Origin of the sequence: Actinomyces sp. oral taxon 170 str. F0386, assembly GCF_000195595.1 — a bacterium.
GTDB lineage: Bacteria > Actinomycetota > Actinomycetes > Actinomycetales > Actinomycetaceae > Actinomyces.
Genome location: NZ_GL882572.1, coordinates 52,210 through 68,745 on the forward strand (window position 1 = coordinate 52,210; position 16,536 = coordinate 68,745).

The 16,536-nt window shown below is 67.9% G+C and carries 14 protein-coding genes; 10 read left to right on the top strand and 4 right to left on the bottom strand.

Annotated elements, in window-relative coordinates:
- Positions 1-17 precede the first annotated feature (17 nt).
- From HMPREF9056_RS13835 to HMPREF9056_RS11545, 6 genes are all read left to right on the top strand, one after another.
- On the top strand, positions 18-788 hold the full coding sequence (locus tag HMPREF9056_RS13835; protein ID WP_253270024.1) for a hypothetical protein: 771 nt from the start codon (positions 18-20) through the stop codon (positions 786-788).
- Between the two features lie 124 nt (positions 789-912).
- Positions 913-1,974: an ABC transporter ATP-binding protein gene (locus HMPREF9056_RS11525; protein WP_009405279.1), complete on the top strand. Its 1,062-nt coding sequence runs from the start codon at positions 913-915 to the stop codon at positions 1,972-1,974.
- On the top strand, positions 1,971-2,855 hold the full coding sequence (locus HMPREF9056_RS11530) for a hypothetical protein (RefSeq protein ID WP_009405280.1): 885 nt from the start codon (positions 1,971-1,973) through the stop codon (positions 2,853-2,855). Before HMPREF9056_RS11525 ends, HMPREF9056_RS11530 begins: the two co-directional genes overlap by 4 nt.
- A gap of 134 nt (positions 2,856-2,989) precedes the next feature.
- Positions 2,990-4,084, top strand: a complete 1,095-nt coding sequence (locus HMPREF9056_RS11535; protein ID WP_009405281.1) for a sensor histidine kinase — start codon at positions 2,990-2,992, stop codon at positions 4,082-4,084.
- Positions 4,081-4,692, top strand: a complete 612-nt coding sequence (locus HMPREF9056_RS11540) for a response regulator transcription factor (protein WP_009405282.1) — start codon at positions 4,081-4,083, stop codon at positions 4,690-4,692. The genes HMPREF9056_RS11535 and HMPREF9056_RS11540 overlap by 4 nt, the downstream gene beginning before the upstream one ends.
- Positions 4,693-4,736: 44 nt before the next feature.
- On the top strand, positions 4,737-5,138 hold the full coding sequence (locus HMPREF9056_RS11545; protein ID WP_009405283.1) for a DUF4440 domain-containing protein: 402 nt from the start codon (positions 4,737-4,739) through the stop codon (positions 5,136-5,138).
- 68 nt (positions 5,139-5,206) lie between these two features.
- Here HMPREF9056_RS11545 and ffh read toward each other — a convergent pair whose 3' ends face one another.
- Positions 5,207-6,895: a signal recognition particle protein gene (gene ffh / locus HMPREF9056_RS11550; protein WP_009405284.1), complete on the bottom strand. Its 1,689-nt coding sequence runs from the start codon at positions 6,893-6,895 to the stop codon at positions 5,207-5,209.
- 364 nt (positions 6,896-7,259) lie between these two features.
- Here ffh and HMPREF9056_RS11555 point away from each other — a divergent pair, with 364 nt between their 5' ends.
- The 4 genes from HMPREF9056_RS11555 to HMPREF9056_RS11570 all read left to right on the top strand — a co-directional run bounded on the left by HMPREF9056_RS11555 (position 7,260) and on the right by HMPREF9056_RS11570 (position 11,012).
- Positions 7,260-8,252, top strand: coding sequence for an ABC transporter ATP-binding protein (locus HMPREF9056_RS11555; RefSeq protein WP_034514513.1), 993 nt, complete (start codon positions 7,260-7,262; stop codon positions 8,250-8,252).
- Between the two features lie 161 nt (positions 8,253-8,413).
- On the top strand, positions 8,414-9,142 hold the full coding sequence (locus HMPREF9056_RS11560; RefSeq protein ID WP_009405287.1) for an ABC transporter permease: 729 nt from the start codon (positions 8,414-8,416) through the stop codon (positions 9,140-9,142).
- A 10-nt stretch (positions 9,143-9,152) separates the two neighbouring features.
- Positions 9,153-10,328 carry a sensor histidine kinase gene (locus HMPREF9056_RS11565; RefSeq protein ID WP_009405289.1) on the top strand — a complete coding sequence of 392 codons (1,176 nt, stop codon included), beginning with the start codon at positions 9,153-9,155 and terminating at the stop codon, positions 10,326-10,328.
- A gap of 72 nt (positions 10,329-10,400) precedes the next feature.
- A complete protein-coding gene (locus tag HMPREF9056_RS11570; protein ID WP_009405291.1) occupies positions 10,401-11,012 on the top strand; it encodes a response regulator transcription factor in 612 nt (203 codons plus the stop codon).
- A gap of 106 nt (positions 11,013-11,118) precedes the next feature.
- Here the strand turns inward: HMPREF9056_RS11570 and ftsY are convergent, their stop codons facing one another.
- From ftsY to HMPREF9056_RS11585, 3 genes are all read right to left on the bottom strand, one after another.
- Positions 11,119-12,288, bottom strand: a complete 1,170-nt coding sequence (ftsY, locus tag HMPREF9056_RS11575; protein ID WP_009405293.1) for a signal recognition particle-docking protein FtsY — start codon at positions 12,286-12,288, stop codon at positions 11,119-11,121.
- Between the two features lie 346 nt (positions 12,289-12,634).
- Entirely contained in the window at positions 12,635-13,009 is a 375-nt protein-coding gene (locus tag HMPREF9056_RS11580) for a hypothetical protein (RefSeq protein ID WP_009405299.1), read from the bottom strand.
- 161 nt (positions 13,010-13,170) lie between these two features.
- On the bottom strand, positions 13,171-16,536 hold a 3,366-nt coding region (locus HMPREF9056_RS11585; RefSeq protein ID WP_009405300.1), incomplete at its 5' end, for an AAA family ATPase.

Below are 16,536 nucleotides of genomic sequence, written 5' to 3' on the forward strand. Positions count from 1 at the left end.
CCGGAAGGAGCAGGATCATGACCCCACTCATTGACGCATCCCGCCAGGAGCACCTCACCGTTCAGGAGACGACCAACGGGACACGCGGGTCCACCAACAATCCAGCTGCACCGGGACAATCAGTCTCAAGCAAGAGCAATTGGCTCCAAACTGTCCGCGCAGCAAAGGCAGTAGCAACTCCAGGACTGCTCCTCTTTGTATTCTTTATACTAATAGCCCTGACCCCCATTTCTATCATTATTTTAACTAAAACCCCGTACTACAATAATTATACGTACGCAGGAACACTTGAGCTTGTAGGCTGGGGGATCACAATCGGACTTTCTCTTCCTTCAATCGAGCCCCCTCTTCTGCTTGCAGGAGCCACCTCTCGAGAGATCTGGCGCATTGCAATGGTGATCGCCTGCGCAGCAACCGCACTTACTGCCCTAGGTATGGGATGCTGCGCTATTTTAGATATCGCCACCGGACGCACAGAAGTTTTCGGTGTTTACATGATTCGACACACTGGGATCGGCCCTTCCCTCTGGTTCCTCGTCCCTTTGGGCACATTCCCCGGAGTTCTCGCATCAGCATGCGTCAGCATGGCGAACAGATATTTAGACTTGCGGCGCACCGCCGCCATTGTCACACCAACGATCCTGCTCATGAATCCAATCTCCTTCCTCATCATCCCTCACGCACTCCGTACAGGTCTGCTTGGGTATGTGGTTTATCTCCTTGCAGCAGCGCTCGCCTATCCATTCCTCCTGCGATTCATCCTGAGCCGGCCTCGCAACGAGGAGTGAGCCACCGGCTATGGAGCTTGGGGCGCTACGGAGATCCACGATGCCGAGCCGTATGACAGCTGTCATGCAGCGGCGGTGACAGCGCTCAGTACCGGGAGCAACCGGCCGGCATGAACCTGGTGCCATGATCCGCGCTGTCACCACCACCGCTCACTCCTCGACATCCCGGCCTCCGGCCAGAGGCACAACACCATCCCCCGCGGTCCGTGCCCGCGGTCTGCGCAAGACCTTCGGCGACCTCGTCGCCATTGACGACCTTGATCTCACCGTCCGCCCCGGCGAGGTGGTCGCCTTCCTCGGACCCAATGGCGCAGGCAAGTCCACCACCCTCGACATGGTCCTGGGCCTGACCCGGCCCGACGCCGGGACCATCGAGCTGCTGGGATCCGCCCCGGACCAGGTTGTTCAGTCGGGTCGCGTGGGTGTCATCCTCCAGGACGGTGGTCTCCTGGACGATTTCACCGTCGGGGAGACCCTGCGAGTCATGTCCTCGATGCAGCCTCAGCACTCGCATCGACGCTCCGGCGGGACCCGGATCGACGACGTCGTCGACCAGGCGGACCTCGGGCAGATCCTCACCCGGAGGGTGAGTCGGTGCTCGGGGGGCGAACGTCAGCGCCTGCGTCTGGCCCTCGCTCTTCTCCCCAGTCCCGAGCTCCTCGTCCTGGACGAGCCCACCGCCGGCATGGACGTCAGTGCTCGGATCGCCTTCTGGGAGACGATGCGTGACCAGACCCGCCGCGGCTGCACTGTCCTGTTCGCCACCCACTACCTGGAGGAGGCCGCCTCCTTCGCCGACCGCATCGTCATCATCGCCCACGGCCGCCTGATCGCCGACGGCAGCGTCGATGAGATCCGGGCCCTGGGCAACGGGGCGCTCGTCACCGCCACCTGGCCCGGGGTCTCCGAGAAGTCACTGGACCCGTACCTGGCCACCTTCCCGACGGCCGGCAGCATCCTGCACACGGCCGTCCGAGGAGAGCACGTGGAGATCCGGACCACGGACTCCGATGCCGTCGCCCGCTGGCTCCTGACCAGTACCCCCGCTGAGCACCTGAGCATCGGAGCCGTCAGCCTCAACGAGGTCTTCACCACGCTGACCTCCGAGGACGCAGTCGGGGCATCGTCCCGATCCACCTTCGTTCCGCCATCCACCACCAGCGCAGACAGCGAGGCCACGTCATGACCGCGACGCCCCAGGGATATCCTGATCTCCCCGCATCAGACTCCTTTGTCAGTCCCTCTGCAGACAGTCCTGGCGGCCAATCACGCCGCTCGGGAGGGCTCAGGCCCGCACGCCCCGTCCTGACCTACCTCTGGCTCGATCTCTACCGAAGCCTGCGCGAGCCGGCCAATCTCTTCTTCGTCATCGCCTTTCCCCTGACGATGTATCTCGTCTTCGGTCGTCTGAACGCATCCGCGGGAGAGTACGGTCCTCACGCCCACGGCAACGTCTCGGCCTCGGTGATGCTCGCGATGGCCTGCTTCAGCGCCTGTCTGGGCGCCACGAGCGCCTCGGCCGCAGCCGCGGTCGAGCAGTCGGCGGGGTGGGGCCGTCAGATGGCGGTCACCGCCCGGGGCCTGCGTGGCTACCTGGTGGTCAAGACCGGCACCGCGGTGGGAACCGCGGCTCTTCCCGTCGTCGTCGTGCTCGCCGCTGGGGCACTGACGGACTCGCAGATGGATGGCTGGGTGTGGGCCGCGAGCCCCCTCATCTGTCTACTCGGGGTCCTCCCCTTCGTCCTATGGGGCCTGGCCGCCGGAATGTGGCTGCCCTCTTCGGCATCAATCGGTATCGCGACCTCCCTGGTCTCCCTGTTCGCCTTCATCGGCAACACCTTCATGCCCCTGCCCCACACGCTGCTGACAATCAGCCGCTTCACCCCGATGTACGGCTCGACAGCCCTGGCCCGGTGGCCGCTGGGTGAGGGGTGGACCTATGTGTCGGACCGACCGGTGGGCGTCCAGGACCCGCTGTGGATGCCGTTGACTAACCTGGTGGCGTGGACACTCTTCTTCGGACTGCTGGTGATCGGGGCCCGACGTCGGGCGACCAGGCGCCGGTGAGGCCGGAGATGACCGTGCCGCAGCCCCTGCATGACTCAGCCGATCTGACGACATCATCGTCTGGGAGAGGACGATCCCGTTCCCGCCCCTGGCGCCTTCATCGCCGTCACATCGTCTGGGACGCCACGGTATGGGTGCTGTTCCTGGTCATTCCCATCATCCAGCTTCTTCTCGGTTCCTTCGCCTGGTGGCAGCGTCTGCTGGGGCTCACCGGCGTACTGGGGTTCATCGCCGGCTACGTCTGGGCGTTCTCGATGCCGGACAACCGTGCATCGAGGGTCGGAGTCCCTCCGACTGACCTCCCGACTCGCGTCCTTCTGAGAGAGCTCGCGGTCCAGGCCTTCTTCACCGTACTGACGCTGCCGGCACTGGGATGGTGGACGGTCTGCTTCTTCCCCTTCTTCTGCTCGTTGCTCCTGTTCTCCACGACGCTGCGCCGGGGTATCCCCACCGTTGTCATAGCGGCGGGTCTTCTGGTTGCCGCCTCCCTGTTATGGAACACCCATCCGGAGTCGCACTGGCAGGTATTGGGCGTATCGCTATCCGAGGTTCCCATCATCATCGCCCGAATCACAGTGGAGCTCCAGGAGCGCAGGGCGTCCGCCGAGCGTGAGCTCGCCCTTGTCTCCCAACGTGAGGCGGTGGGGCGCGATGTCCATGACATCCTGGGACACTCTCTGACAGTCCTCACCCTCAAGGCTGAGGTCGCCCGCAGGCTCATTGAGCGCGACCCAGCCGCTGCCTCCAGCGAGCTCGACGAGGTGATTGCGTTGGCTCGCGGAGCCCTCGCCGATGTGCGCTCCACGGTGACGCGCCTGCGTTCGCCGGATCTGACCAGTCAGGTGGAGGCCACGCGTACTGCCCTGAGTGCCGCCCAGATCAGTGTGGATGTGACCGGCAGCGCCCAGGACATTCCTGAGCGTCAGCGAGCCGTACTGGCCTGGGCTCTGCGCGAGGCGACCACCAATATCGTGCGGCACGCGCAGGCGGCAACCGTAGCAGTGCATCTGGAGCCGGGGCTGCTGCGGGTAAGCGACGACGGTATCGGCCTGGCCGGTGACAAACCCGGCAACGGGTTGGAGGGCCTGCGCTCCCGCATTGAGCAGGAGGGCGGTTCTCTCACCATGACCAGTCCGATCACCCGTCGCACTGACTCGTCCGGCGCCGTCGAGAGAGACTCCGCTGACGTGCCGTCCGGCGGAACCAGGCTGGAGGTGAGGCTGCCGTGAGCCCGATCCGCGTGCTCATCGCCGATGACCAGGCCCTCGTACGTGGAGCGCTGGCGACGCTTCTGGGGCTGGAGAACGATCTGGAGGTAGTGGCCCAGGTGGGGCGGGGCGACGAGGTCCTCCCCGCAGTGCGTGAGCATGCCGTGGACGTGGCCCTGGTGGACATCGATATGCCCGGCCGCGACGGACTGGCGGCCACTGCGGAGGTCGTCGGCTCGGGAGTGCCGTGCCGGTGCCTCATCGTGACGACCTTCGGGCGCCCGGGCTACCTCTCACGCGGCATGGAGGCGGGAGCCGCGGGCTTCATCGTCAAGGACACCCCTCCCGAGGAGCTGGCCGAGGCGATCCGTAAGGTTCACGCGGGCCTGCGGGTCATCGACCCTGAGCTCGCCCAGGAGTCGGTGCTGCTCGGACCGAACCCGCTGACTGATCGGGAGAAGGAGGTTCTGCAGGCTGCAGCCACAGGCGCAGATGCCAGAGAGATCGCCGCACGGCTGCACCTGGGCGAAGGCACGGTGCGCAACTACCTGTCCTCGGCGATCGCCAAGACCCACGCTCGCAACCGCACCGAGGCGGCTCGCACCGCCGAGACCAACGGCTGGCTTTAGCCCAGTCACTTCCAAACCGTCGACATCGCGACGAGAGGTAAGGGATGAAGAGTTCATCACAGTGGCATGAACTGATCCGACGAGAACCGATCTTCCACCACCCGGAGCTGATCTGGGACGCCGGCTCTTTCGATGAACAGATCGCGGAGGACTTCAACGAGGTCGGTGCCTCGGGACGGCGTTACAGCCGCAGCGAGGTCAAGGAGGTCGTCCTGGGACGCTTGGAGGGAACGCATGCGGACTCCCTCGCCGATGGATACAGAATCGAGGAGGCTGAGTCCCGCATCCTTGCCGACGACGTCGCCCAGGTCCTCTACACCTTATGTACACCAGGTCGCGTCACCCGGAGGTCCACACTCTACCGTCGCCGAGGCTCGGCCTGGCAGGCGGTATTCCACCAGGGCACCGTCATCGAGGGCGAGACTGCCCTATCTTCTGACGACTGACCCGCTCCAGCGGATCCGATGACGTCCGAGCCCGCAGCTCGGCTCCCAGGCGTCGCGGGCCGTTGAGCCTACAGCCCGAGGTGGCGGCGCAGGTCCTCGGGCAGGGCGCCCATGGCATCGGCGACGTCGTCGCCCGAGGGCTGCGCGTCGGCCTGAGCCTGCTGCTTGGCCTGGGGCATGATCCCGTAGCCGGAGGCGCCCGCCTGCCCACTCCCGAGTCCGAAGGAGGACCCGGCTGCGAGCGCGGCGCCCTGACCGGCCTCGATCTTGGCCTGCTTGGCGGCCGCGGCCTCCTTGGCCTGACGAGCGGCCTTGGCGGGATTGCCGCTGCGGCCCTTCTTTCCGCCCTTGCCGCGCTTGGCCTTGGGGGCCTGGCGGGCCTTGGAGTGCTTGCCCATGCCGGGCAGCGACCCCATCCCGGGCATGGGACCGCCCTCACCGAGTCCGCCCATGCCTCCACCGGAGGCCATGGCCTCCATCATCTTCTTGGCCTGCTCGAAGCGGTCCACGAGCTCATTGACGGCCTGAACTGTGGTCCCCGATCCCTTGGCGATGCGGCTGCGACGCGATCCGTTGAGGATGGACAGGTCCTTGCGCTCAGCCGGAGTCATGGAGCACACGATCGCCTCGATGCGGTCGACCTCGCGCTCGTCGAAGTTCTCCAGGGCATCACGCATCTGCCCCATGCCGGGCATCATGCCCAGGAGCTTCTTCATGGAGCCCATCTTGCGGATCTGGCGCAGCTGGCCCAGGAAGTCGTCGAGGGTGAAGGTGCCCTTGGCGAGCTTGGCGGCGGCGTCCTCGGCCTCCTGGCGGTCCAGGGTCCGCTCGGCCTGCTCGATGAGGGTGAGCAGGTCACCCATGTCCAGGATGCGCGAGGCCATGCGGTCGGCGTGGAAGCGCTCGAAGTCGGTCAGGCCCTCGCCGGTGGAGGAGAACAGGACCGGGGCGCCGGTGACGCCGCGCACGGACAGGGCCGCACCGCCGCGGGCGTCGCCGTCGAGCTTGGAGAGGACCACGCCGGTGAAGCCGACGCCATCGCGGAATGCGACCGAGGTGTTGACGGCGTCCTGACCGACCATGGCGTCCAGGACGAAGAGGATCTCGTGGGGGACAACGGCGTCGCGGATGCGGATCGCCTGGTCCATCATCTCGGCGTCCACGCCCAGACGGCCGGCGGTGTCCACGACGACGACGTCGTAACCATTAGTGCGTGCCTGCTCGACACCGGAGCGGGCCACGGCCACCGGGTCGCCCACGCCGTTGCCGGGTTCGGGCGCCCACACGTGCACCCCGGCGCGCTCGGCGACGACGCTCAGCTGCGTGACGGCGTTGGGGCGCTGGAGGTCGGAGGCCACCAGCAGGACGCGCTTGCCCTGGTCGCGCAGCCAGCGTCCGAGCTTTCCGGCCAGGGTGGTCTTACCAGCGCCCTGGAGGCCGGCGAGCATGATGATCGTGGGGCCGCGGTCGGCCCAGTTGATCTCCCGGGTCTCGCCGCCCAGGACCTCGATGAGCTCCTCGTTGACGATCTTGACGACCTGCTGACCCGGGTTGAGGGCCTGGGAACGGGCGGCGTCGACCGCCTTCTCGCGTACAGCAGAGGTGAAGGCACGTACCACGGGCAGGGCGACGTCGGCCTCGAGGAGGGCACGGCGGATCTCAGTGACCGTGGCGTTGACGTCGGCCGCGGTGAGACGACCTTTGCCACGCAGCTGGTTGAAGGAGGCGGTGATGCGATCGGAGAGGTTGCCGAACACGCGATGGTCCTTCCTGGCGCCGTCGGGCGCGTTGGTCGGGAGACTGTGGGCGGATGAGGGCGGAGGTCCTGTGGCCAAGAGCCATGATGATTCCCCTGACTGCGACCCAGGATAGCGGCAAGCGGGGCCTGCCCTCTCACCCGCGCCCGGACCGGGACTGAGCCCACACTCACCGACCGCCCACTACTCGCCGGCTCCGCCACTTCCGCCTTCTCCGCCCGGTATCTCCTCTCGCGTTCAACAACCCGGCTTTGCCCCGCCATAATGCGGTTATTCCACCATCTGCTCACCCCTGAGATATGTCATGAGCAAGTGATGACCGATGGGCCATGGGCCACCGCCACTGCAGCGCGAGTCTTGAGCCATGAGCACAACAACACCTCGGCCCGCCCCAGAGCCCTCGCTCCCGGTGGTTCCCCAAACGGATCGTGTCGACGCCGTCCAGCTGACCGATCTGCACAAGTCCTTCGGTGACGTCACCGCTGTCGACGGCATCGACCTGGTTATCCGCCCAGGAGAGGTCGTCGCCCTCCTGGGCCCTAACGGCGCGGGCAAGACGACGACGATCGACATGATCCTGGGACTGAGTCGCCCTACCAGTGGCGAAGTGAGAGTCTTCGGGATGAGTCCGCGCCAGGCGGTCAACCGGGGCCTGATCGCCGCAGTCATGCAGACCGCCGGACTGCTCCCCGACATCACCATGCGCGAGACGGTGGAGCTGACGGCGAGCCTCTTCTCCCACAAGATCGATACTGAGGAGGCCATGCGGCGCGCGGGCGTCACCGACTTCGCCACGCGCATCGTCAAGAAGTGCTCAGGAGGCCAGCAGCAGCGCCTGCGCTTCGCCATGGCGCTCGTGAGTGATCCTGCTCTGCTCATCCTCGATGAGCCGACCACAGGTATGGACGTCGAGGGGCGCCGCAGCTTCTGGGAGGCCATCCACGCCGACGCCGAGCACGGGCGCACCGTCGTCTTCGCCACGCACTACCTCGAGGAGGCCGACGCCTTCGCCGACCGGATCATCCTGATGAGTCATGGGCGCATCGTCGCCGACGGCACCGCCGCCGAGATCCGCGCCTCCGTGAGCGGTCGCTCCCTGCGGGCCACCCTGACCTGCGCACCCGAGCGGCTGCGCGGCGCCCTGGCCGATCTGCGGGCTCAAGGCACGGTCTCCGATGTCGAGATCCTGGGCAGCGCGCTCACCCTGAGCTCGACCGACACCGACGCCGTTGCCGCGCTTCTCCTCGACAAGCACCTCGCCAAGGACCTGGAGATCACCAGCCGTGGCCTGGAGGAGGCCTTTATGGCCCTGACCAGCGATGACACCACCGTTCCTACTCCGGAAGCATCAGCATGAACCGTACCGTCCGCACCAGCAGCACCGTCACTCTCCCATCCACTACCTCTACCGGATCCGCCACTTCCATGTCTTCTTCATCGTCATCCCTGCCCTCGGCCAAGACCTCGCCTATCCGTCGTTTCGATCTCTCCTCCCGCACCACACCGCCTCTGGGCGGGTTGAGCCTGACTCTCCTGCTCCTCGAGATCCGCCGACGCCTGCGCAACCGTCGGTCCGTCTTCTTCTCGGTTCTTCTACCGGTGGCCTTCTTCCTCATGTTCACCACCACTGACTACTCCTCCACGCCCTACGGCAACGGCAACGTCGTGGCGAACATGATGATCGGCATGGCCCTGTACGGCGCACTCATGACCACCACCGGGGCCGGAGCGGCCGTGAGCACTGAGCGGGCCTCGGGCTGGAGCCGTCAGTTGCGTCTGACACCGCTGAAGCCCATCGCCTACATCGCCGCCAAGGTGATCGTCGGGATGCTCATCAGTGCGGTCGCGGTCGGCGCGGTGTACGCCTGCGGCCCCTACCGTCATGCTCACATGCCTGCGAGCGTCTGGATCGCCTCGGCGCTCATCATCTGGCTGGGGTCCCTGGTCTTCACCGCCTTCGGACTGTTCGTCGGCTACCTCCTTCCCTCGGACAACGCCATGCAGGTGGTCGGCCCGCTCATGGCCCTGCTCGCCTTCCTCGGCGGCATGTTCATCCCATTGACGCCGGGCTCCACCATGGATCGCATCGGCAGCCTCACCCCCATGTACGGGCTGCACAACCTGGCGCTGTGGCCCATGGGCGGCGAGAACTTCTCCTGGGGGTGGGTGGTCAACGTCCTGACCTGGCTCGCCGTCTTCCTGGGCGGCGCCGCCTGGAGGATGGGCCGCGATACTGCTCGGGTCTAGAGCTCCAAGAATGAGTACGATCTCGTCCATGACCGCCCGCGCCCTGTCCCCCGACGAGGCGCGGGCTCACCGCACCCGCGTTGTGGCGGCCGGCTGGGGGATCGTGTGGGCCGCCTTCATGGTTCCGGTCGTCAGGGCGGGGCTGGCCCAAGGATCCAGCGGTGGGGTGTGGGGCGCTGTCAGCGCCGTTGTCTCCTGCGCATGCCTGTACGCCGCCTGCTCGCTCAGCGTGAGACGGGTGCGCCAGGGCCTGACCTGGCCCGGCCGCCTGAGTCTGTTGCAGATCGTCGTCGGCGCGCTCACAGCGATCGGGGCCGCCTTCGGCGTGGGGCCTCAGAGCCTGCAGCTGGTGGTGTTCCTGGCCATCGTCCTGGCCTTCTCCCTGCCCTGGCAGGCGTCCATCGGGCCCATCGCGATCCTCGCTGGCACACTGTTCCTCGTTCCCAGGATGAGTCCCTCCTGGTCCGCGAGTGAAGACGCGTGGATCGCTCTCATCGGTGCGGGAGGCGCCTGCGTCTTTGGGCGCTACATCATGGAGCAGCGGCGGGTGGCCCGCATTCTGGAGCAACGCACTCATGAGCTGGAGATCAATGAGGAGCGCAACCGCATGGCCCGGGACATGCATGACATCCTGGGGCACTCGCTGACTGTCATCGCTCTGAAGACCGAGCTCGCCTCCAGACTCGTCGACACCGCCCCCGATCAGGTCAGGGTGGAGCTGACCGAGGTTCAGTCCCTGGCACGTTCCGCCTTGGCCGACGTGCGCGCCACCGTCAACAGCTACCGCGAGCTGAGCCTGGCCGGCGAGCTGGCTCGCGCCACGAACGTCCTGACCTCGGCCGGTATCCGCGCCGATCTACCGCTGACCGTCGAGGTCGTCGACCCCGAGCTGCGCGAGCTCTTCGCCTGGGTGGTGCGCGAGGGCGTCACCAACATCGTGCGCCATGCCCACGCCTCGCACTGCCGGGTGAGCCTGAGCGCCGACTCCATCGAGGTGGTCGACGACGGTATCGGACTCGACTCGTCTGGCGCCAGTGACGGTCACGGGTTGGAGGGGCTGCGTCAACGCTGCCAGGACAACGGCGCTGACCTCACCGCTGGGACGCCTTCCAGCGGCAAGGGCACTGTTCTGAGGGTGAGCGCCCGTCGTTTATCCTCTCGGCTGACGCAGGATACGACGCGCTGAACCGGTTGCGTACCCCATGCGCTGCCGCTGATGCACCAGTCCTAGATGGACCACGAGCGACGGAGATGATCGATGATCCGAGTGATGCTGGCCGATGACCAGGCCATGGTGCGCGGGGCGCTGGCCGCGCTGCTCACCTTGGAAACCGACATCGAGGTCGTCGCCCAGGTCGGAAACGGGAACGATGTCCTGCCCGTCGCGCTCGAGCACCGGCCCGACGTCGTTCTTATGGACGTCGACATGCCCGGCACTGACGGGCTGAGCGCGACCTCGAAACTCCTGGAGCGGCTGCCGACCACGAGGGTCCTCATCGTCACCACCTTCGGGCGTCCCGGATTCCTGCGGCGCGCCGTCCAGTCCGGAGCCCACGGCTTCGTCGTCAAGGATGCTCCGGCCACGGATCTGGCCGAGTCGGTGCGCCGGGTCCATGCGGGGCTGCGAGTCGTCGACCCGGCGCTGGCCGCCGACTCGCTCGTCTTCGGGGACTCCCCTCTGACCGCCCGCGAGACCGAGGTGCTCCAGGCCGCCGCCGACGGTGCCACCGTCGCCGAGGTCGCCCGGCGCGTTCATCTCTCGGAGGGCACCACCCGCAACCACCTCTCCCAGGCCATGGCCAAGACCGATGCGCCCACTCGGGCCGCAGCAGTGCACATCGCTGCTCAGAAGGGCTGGATCATTCAGTAAGGGCCCTCACCCGACGTGGTCGAGACGCCTCCGGCTACCCAGGCTCTGAAACGAGGCGAGTGGCCGGAGGCGGTGCACAGAGACGGGCAGGCCCGTGAGCGACGGCTCAACCCAGCAGCGCGTCGACGAAGCCTTCCGGGTCGAAGGGAGCCAGGTCATCGGCGCCCTCCCCCAGGCCCACGAGCTTGACGGGAACGCCCAGCTCCCTCTGAACAGTGACGACGATGCCGCCCTTGGCGGTGCCGTCGAGCTTGGTGAGCACGATACCGGTGATACCGACGGCCTCGGAGAAGACCTGGGCCTGACGCATTCCGTTCTGGCCGGTGGTGGCGTCCAGGACCAGGAGGATCTCGCCGACCGGCGCGATCTTCTCCATGACGCGCTTGATCTTGCCCAGCTCATCCATGAGGCCGGCCTTGTTCTGCAGGCGTCCGGCGGTATCGACGACGACGACGTCCGCCTCCTGGTCGGCGGCCCGGCGGGCGGCGTCGTAGGCGACGGAGGCGGGGTCGGCGCCCTCCTTCTCGGAGCGCACGACGTCAACGCCCACGCGCTCGCCCCAGGTGCTCAGCTGCTCGGCGGCCGCAGCGCGGAAGGTGTCGGCCGCGCCCAGGACGACGGTCTTGTCCTGGGCCACTAGGACGCGGGCGAGCTTGCCGCAGGTCGTGGTCTTGCCGGTGCCGTTGACGCCCACCATGAGGATGGCGGCCGCGGGCGTCCCCTGGGCGCCGTCGGCCGGGGTGGGGCGGTCCAGGTTGAGGGAGCGGTCCAGGGATGGGTCGACGAGCTTGAGCAGCTCGGCGCGTAGGACCGTGCGAACAGCCTCGGGGTCGGAGGTGCCCAGGACCTTGGCCTGGGTGCGCAGCTCATCCATGAGGGATGTGGTCACCTCGATGCCGAGGTCGGAGGTGAGCAAGGTGTCCTCGATCTCCTCCCAGTCCTCCTCGGTCAGGTCGCCACGGGACAGGACGGACAGGACCGCCTTGCCGAAACCACCGGCGCCGGCCAGGCGAGCGCGCAGGCGTTGCATACGGCCCGGGATGGACTCCGGCGACTCCAGCGTCGCAACCGGCTCGGCGCCCGGTTCCGCGTCGGAGGCCGTCTCGCCCGAGGGCTCCTCCCCCTCCTCGGACGGCAGGAGGTCCTCGACGGACATCGGCTTGTGAGCGCTGACATCGTCGGGGACCTGCCCCCGACGCCTGCCCGCGTAGAGCCACAGCCCGCCGCCGACGACGATAACCAGGATGATGCCGAGAACGATGAGGATCGGTTCCATAGGCCAATCATGCCCGATGGTCGCCCCGCTGTGGCAGGGTCGTTCGCCTCCGACCGTCTCTGACCGGCAGGGCTCCACGGGAATCACCGATGCGCCCATGAGTCGTGACAAAAGAATTCCTACGACACCACCTGCCGGCTGGCCGCAGGACGAGGAAAGCCAATAAACCCGGAGTCAGTGCGCAGAATGGTGACCTGCTGACATCTAGAGCCAACAGGAGTTGATAGGAGCGCGGATGGAACGGCAACCTCTCAGGGCCGGGATTTTATCCAGAGATCGGCTTTTCAAGCCCCTCAGTTCGTGAAAATGATCGTGGACATAGTTTTTCACGAACTGGACCGCCCCATCACCCCTGGGGCTGCGAGACCCCACTGGCAGCCGGCTCATGCACCTGACCACGACGCCGAGAACCGGCAGACCCCCGCGTCCTCTCCGCAGTGTCCATCGCCTTCTCGAAGACTCCCACCAGACCGCCGAAGGATTCGGTCCCCACATAGGCGGAGGGCCCCTCGCGCGTCATGAGGTCGGTGAGGCGGACCTCTTGGGGCACGACCTCGACCTCGACGTCCTGCCCCTCCTGACGCACCTCCTGCGAGTTGCGGACCAGACCGCGAATGCGAGAGGGCCAGGAGCGCACCGGGAAGCGCTCGGCACAGACCATGCCGAGCACAAGAAGGCCGGCAACCAGCACGACAGCGAGGGGAAGAATCATGGCACCCATGGCCAGGATTCTGCCCTGCGAAATGCGATCTGACCAGACTTCGCACGCAATTGTCGTCCAATTGACAACAAAACCTGGCAACTTCCTGACACAATAATGGCTCGACTCTGAAAACGAGCGTCACACCGTGAGGGTACTATCACATTACCCTCAGGGTTCACTCAGACATCAGGAGTCACAGCCGTACCGCGGTCGGGCTGGGCCAGCCGCTGTGAGACCGCCTTGGTGATTCCGTCACGCATCGTGATGCCGTAGAGCGCGTCGGCCACCTCCATGGTCCGTTTCTGGTGGGTGATGATGATGAGCTGACTGGACTGACGCAGCTCGGTAAAAATCTCCAGCAGCCGGCCCAGGTTGGTGTCATCCAGGGCCGCCTCCACCTCGTCCATGACGTAGAAGGGCGAGGGACGCGCCTTGAAGATCGCCACCAGTAGTGCGACTGCTGCGAGCGAGCGCTCCCCACCCGAGAGCAGCGAGAGCCGCTTGACCTTCTTGCCCGCTGGACGCGCCTCGATCTCGATGCCAGTGGTGAGCATGTCGTCGGGGTCGGTGAGCACCAGACGTCCCTCCCCACCGGGGAAGAGCCGGTCGAAGACGGAGGCGAACTGGTGGGCGGTGTCCTCGTAGGCCTGGGTGAAGACCTCCTGGACCCGGGCGTCGATCTCCTCGACGATGCTGAGCAGGTCGTCGCGTGAGCGCTTGAGGTCGGCCAGCTGCTCAGCCAGGAACTGGTGCCGCTGCTCCAGGGCGGCGTGCTCCTCCAGGGCGAGCGGGTTGACCTTGCCGAGCCGGGCAAGGTCGCGCGAGGCCTTGGCCAGGCGCTTCTCCTGCTCAGAGCGCACATAAGGACGGCCCGGGCGACCGGACCCGGCCGAGGTACGAGTACCGTCCCGGTCCCCGGTGAGCTCCGCATCGGAGCCGGGCGCGATATCCGGCTCCTCGATGACCTCGGGGACGAGCATATGGGGGCCGTACTCCTCCACGAGAGGATCCAGCTCGAGGCCGAGCTCGCTCATGGCGCGCTCGGCCAGAGCCTCCAGACGCATGCGCTGCTCAGCCCGGGCCACTTCCTCGCGGTGGGCGGCGTCAGTGAGGTTGCCGAGCTCCTTGGTGAGCCGGTCGATCTCCTCGCGGACCTCGTTGGTGGCGGCCAGGGCCTGAGCCCGCTCGGTCTCAATGGTGGCCCGCTCGTCAGCGGCCTGCTGGACACAGGCTCTGGCCGCCTCGGCCGCGGCACGGGCCTGGTCGCGCACGTGGGTGGCAACGGCCAGCTGGGCGCTGCGGCGCTGCTGGGCCCTCTCGGCGGCGGCGCGCTGATCGCGCTCCCGGCGTGCCGCCGCTCGCAGCGAGTCGGCACGGCCGCGGCTGGAGCGCTCGCGCTCCTCGGCCGTGCGCAGGGCGAGCCTGACGTCAGTCTCGACGGCGCGGGCCTGACGGGCGGCGTCTGCGGCGACCTCCCGCTCCTGGCGGGCGCTCTCCAACGCACGCTCAAGGCGGTCGGGACCGGCGCTCCCCGGCTGGTCCGATACGTCCGTGCCATCGACGGCGTCGGGCTCATCCTCGACCTCGGCCAGCGCGGCCGTGGCCGCCGCGAGCTCAGCGGTGCGCTGGACGGACTCGGCCTCGGCCCTCTCCAGGACCCGGCGGGCCCGCCCCGTCTCCTCGGCCGCGGCATGGGCCGCAGAGGTCAGACGAGCCATCGCCTCGGCGGCCCGAGCGGCGTCGGCATCGGCCTGACGCAGGGCGGTCAGTGCATCACTGAGCGCCTGACGGGCGGCCTCCTCCCCGCGACGAGCCTCCTCCAGGGCGGCATCGGCATCGGTCTCCGCCTGCGCCGCAGCGGCGGCCTCGGCGTCGGCCTCCTCGTGAGCGGCGGTGAGCTCGAGAACCGAGGAGGCCCCTCGCCCCGCACCGGCGACCCATCCGGGAGCCAGGACGTCACCACTGCGTGTGGCCACGACGGTGTCGAGCATCGCCGCACGCAAGGCTCGGGCGGTCCCGAGATCCTCTACGACCCAACAGCCCTCGAGCAGCCCGTCCAGGACCCGCCCGAGGCTCCCAACCTCCGACTGCGCGGGGTTCACGAGCCCTCGGGCCGCCAGAGCGCCGTCAACGGGGACAGGCGGTGCCTCCTTGGCGTCCTCCGGTGCCGGGCTCAGTGAGGGATCATCGGCAAGGACCATCCTGACTGCGCCGATATCCTGGCTGCGGGCACGCTCCAGTCCCGCCAGAGCGGCCTCAGCGTCAGCGGCCAGACCGGCCTCGGCGAGCACCCCCAGGAGGGCGGCGACGGCGTTCTCCCAACCACGCTCGACGCTCAGGTGCTCCGCCAGCGGTCCGAGAAGACCCTCGACACCGGTCTGCAGCAGTGCCGCCGTGCCGTCCTGGCTGCGCAGGGACATGGCCAGGGTATCGCGCCTGGCCGTCCAGGTGGCCCGGTCGGAGGCGGCCTCCCGGCGGGCATCGGTGGCGGCGGAGACGGCCTCGCGGGCCTCGGCCAGACGGCGGGTCGCGTCCTCGTGAACGGCTGCGGCCCGAGCCGCGGCGTCTGCCGCCACGCGCGCCTCAGCAGACGTCCCCGAAGCTGTTCCAGCCCCCGTACCGCCAGCTGTCCCGGAGCCGTCCTGCACGTCGCCGGTCGGGCTCTGCCCCGATTCATCCCCTCCCCCGGCCTCGGCCAGGGCGGCGCGGGCGCGCTCCTCACGGTCCTGCGCGGCCTCAAGGGCGCTGCGGGCTTGCTCAAGAGCGGCCAGGCTGGCCTCATGACGGCTACGGGCCGAGGCGACGCGCCCACCGGCGCGGGCGATGGTCTCACGTCGTTCCGAGACGCGCCGCTGCGCGGCCGAGAGCTCCTGGTCGGCGGCCTTCTCAGCGGTCTCGGCGTCGGTGCGCGCCCGGGTGGCGTCACTCAGGGCCGTACGGGCGGTCTCGACGGCGTCGGCGAGCTCGGCCTCCTCCCTGCCTGCGGTCTCGGCCCGCCGCTCGAGCTCCTCGGGGTCGGTCCCGTGGCTCGGCGCCGGGGCGGAGGCCAGGAGCCGGATCCGCTCACCGGCCACGTCCGCGAGCGCACCGAGGGACTGGGCCACCCCGGTGAGCTCCTCCCAGACACCCCCGGCCCGAGCCAGGCGCTGGGCGGAGGTGGTCTCGATGGCGGCCAGCTCGCTCAGGCGCGCCCTGGCGACGCGCTCGGCCTCCTCGACGGCGCCGCGGCGCCTGGCCAGCGCCTCCTTGTCCTCGTCGCCGGCCTCCAGGAGGGACTGGGCCTGGACGACGTCGTCCGCCAGGAGCCGGGCGGTGGCGTCGCGGACCTCGACCTGGATGGTCCGGGCACGCCGGGCGATGGCGGCCTGCCGGGCCAGGGGACCGAGCTGGCGGCGCAGCTCCTGGGCGAGATCGGAGACCCGAGCGAGGTCGGCGGCCATGGACTCGAGCTTGCGCAGAGCGCGCTCCTTGCGCTTGCGGTGCTTGAGGACGCCGGCGGCCTCCTCGATGAAGCCGCGGCGGTCGTCGGGGGTGGCGCTCAGGAC

What these genes read in the sequence shown, in the direction of transcription:
- HMPREF9056_RS13835 (WP_253270024.1), top strand. Translation starts at nt 18, where the DNA reads ATGACCCCACTCATTGACGCATCCCGCCAGGAGCACCTCACCGTTCAG.
- HMPREF9056_RS11525 (WP_009405279.1), top strand. Translation starts at nt 913, where the DNA reads ATGATCCGCGCTGTCACCACCACCGCTCACTCCTCGACATCCCGGCCT.
- HMPREF9056_RS11530 (WP_009405280.1), top strand. Translation starts at nt 1,971, where the DNA reads ATGACCGCGACGCCCCAGGGATATCCTGATCTCCCCGCATCAGACTCC.
- HMPREF9056_RS11545 (WP_009405283.1), top strand. Translation starts at nt 4,737, where the DNA reads ATGAAGAGTTCATCACAGTGGCATGAACTGATCCGACGAGAACCGATC.
- HMPREF9056_RS11555 (WP_034514513.1), top strand. Translation starts at nt 7,260, where the DNA reads ATGAGCACAACAACACCTCGGCCCGCCCCAGAGCCCTCGCTCCCGGTG.
- HMPREF9056_RS11565 (WP_009405289.1), top strand. Translation starts at nt 9,153, where the DNA reads ATGAGTACGATCTCGTCCATGACCGCCCGCGCCCTGTCCCCCGACGAG.
- HMPREF9056_RS11570 (WP_009405291.1), top strand. Translation starts at nt 10,401, where the DNA reads ATGATCCGAGTGATGCTGGCCGATGACCAGGCCATGGTGCGCGGGGCG.
- ftsY (WP_009405293.1), bottom strand. Translation starts at nt 12,288, where the DNA reads ATGGAACCGATCCTCATCGTTCTCGGCATCATCCTGGTTATCGTCGTC.
- HMPREF9056_RS11580 (WP_009405299.1), bottom strand. Translation starts at nt 13,009, where the DNA reads ATGGGTGCCATGATTCTTCCCCTCGCTGTCGTGCTGGTTGCCGGCCTT.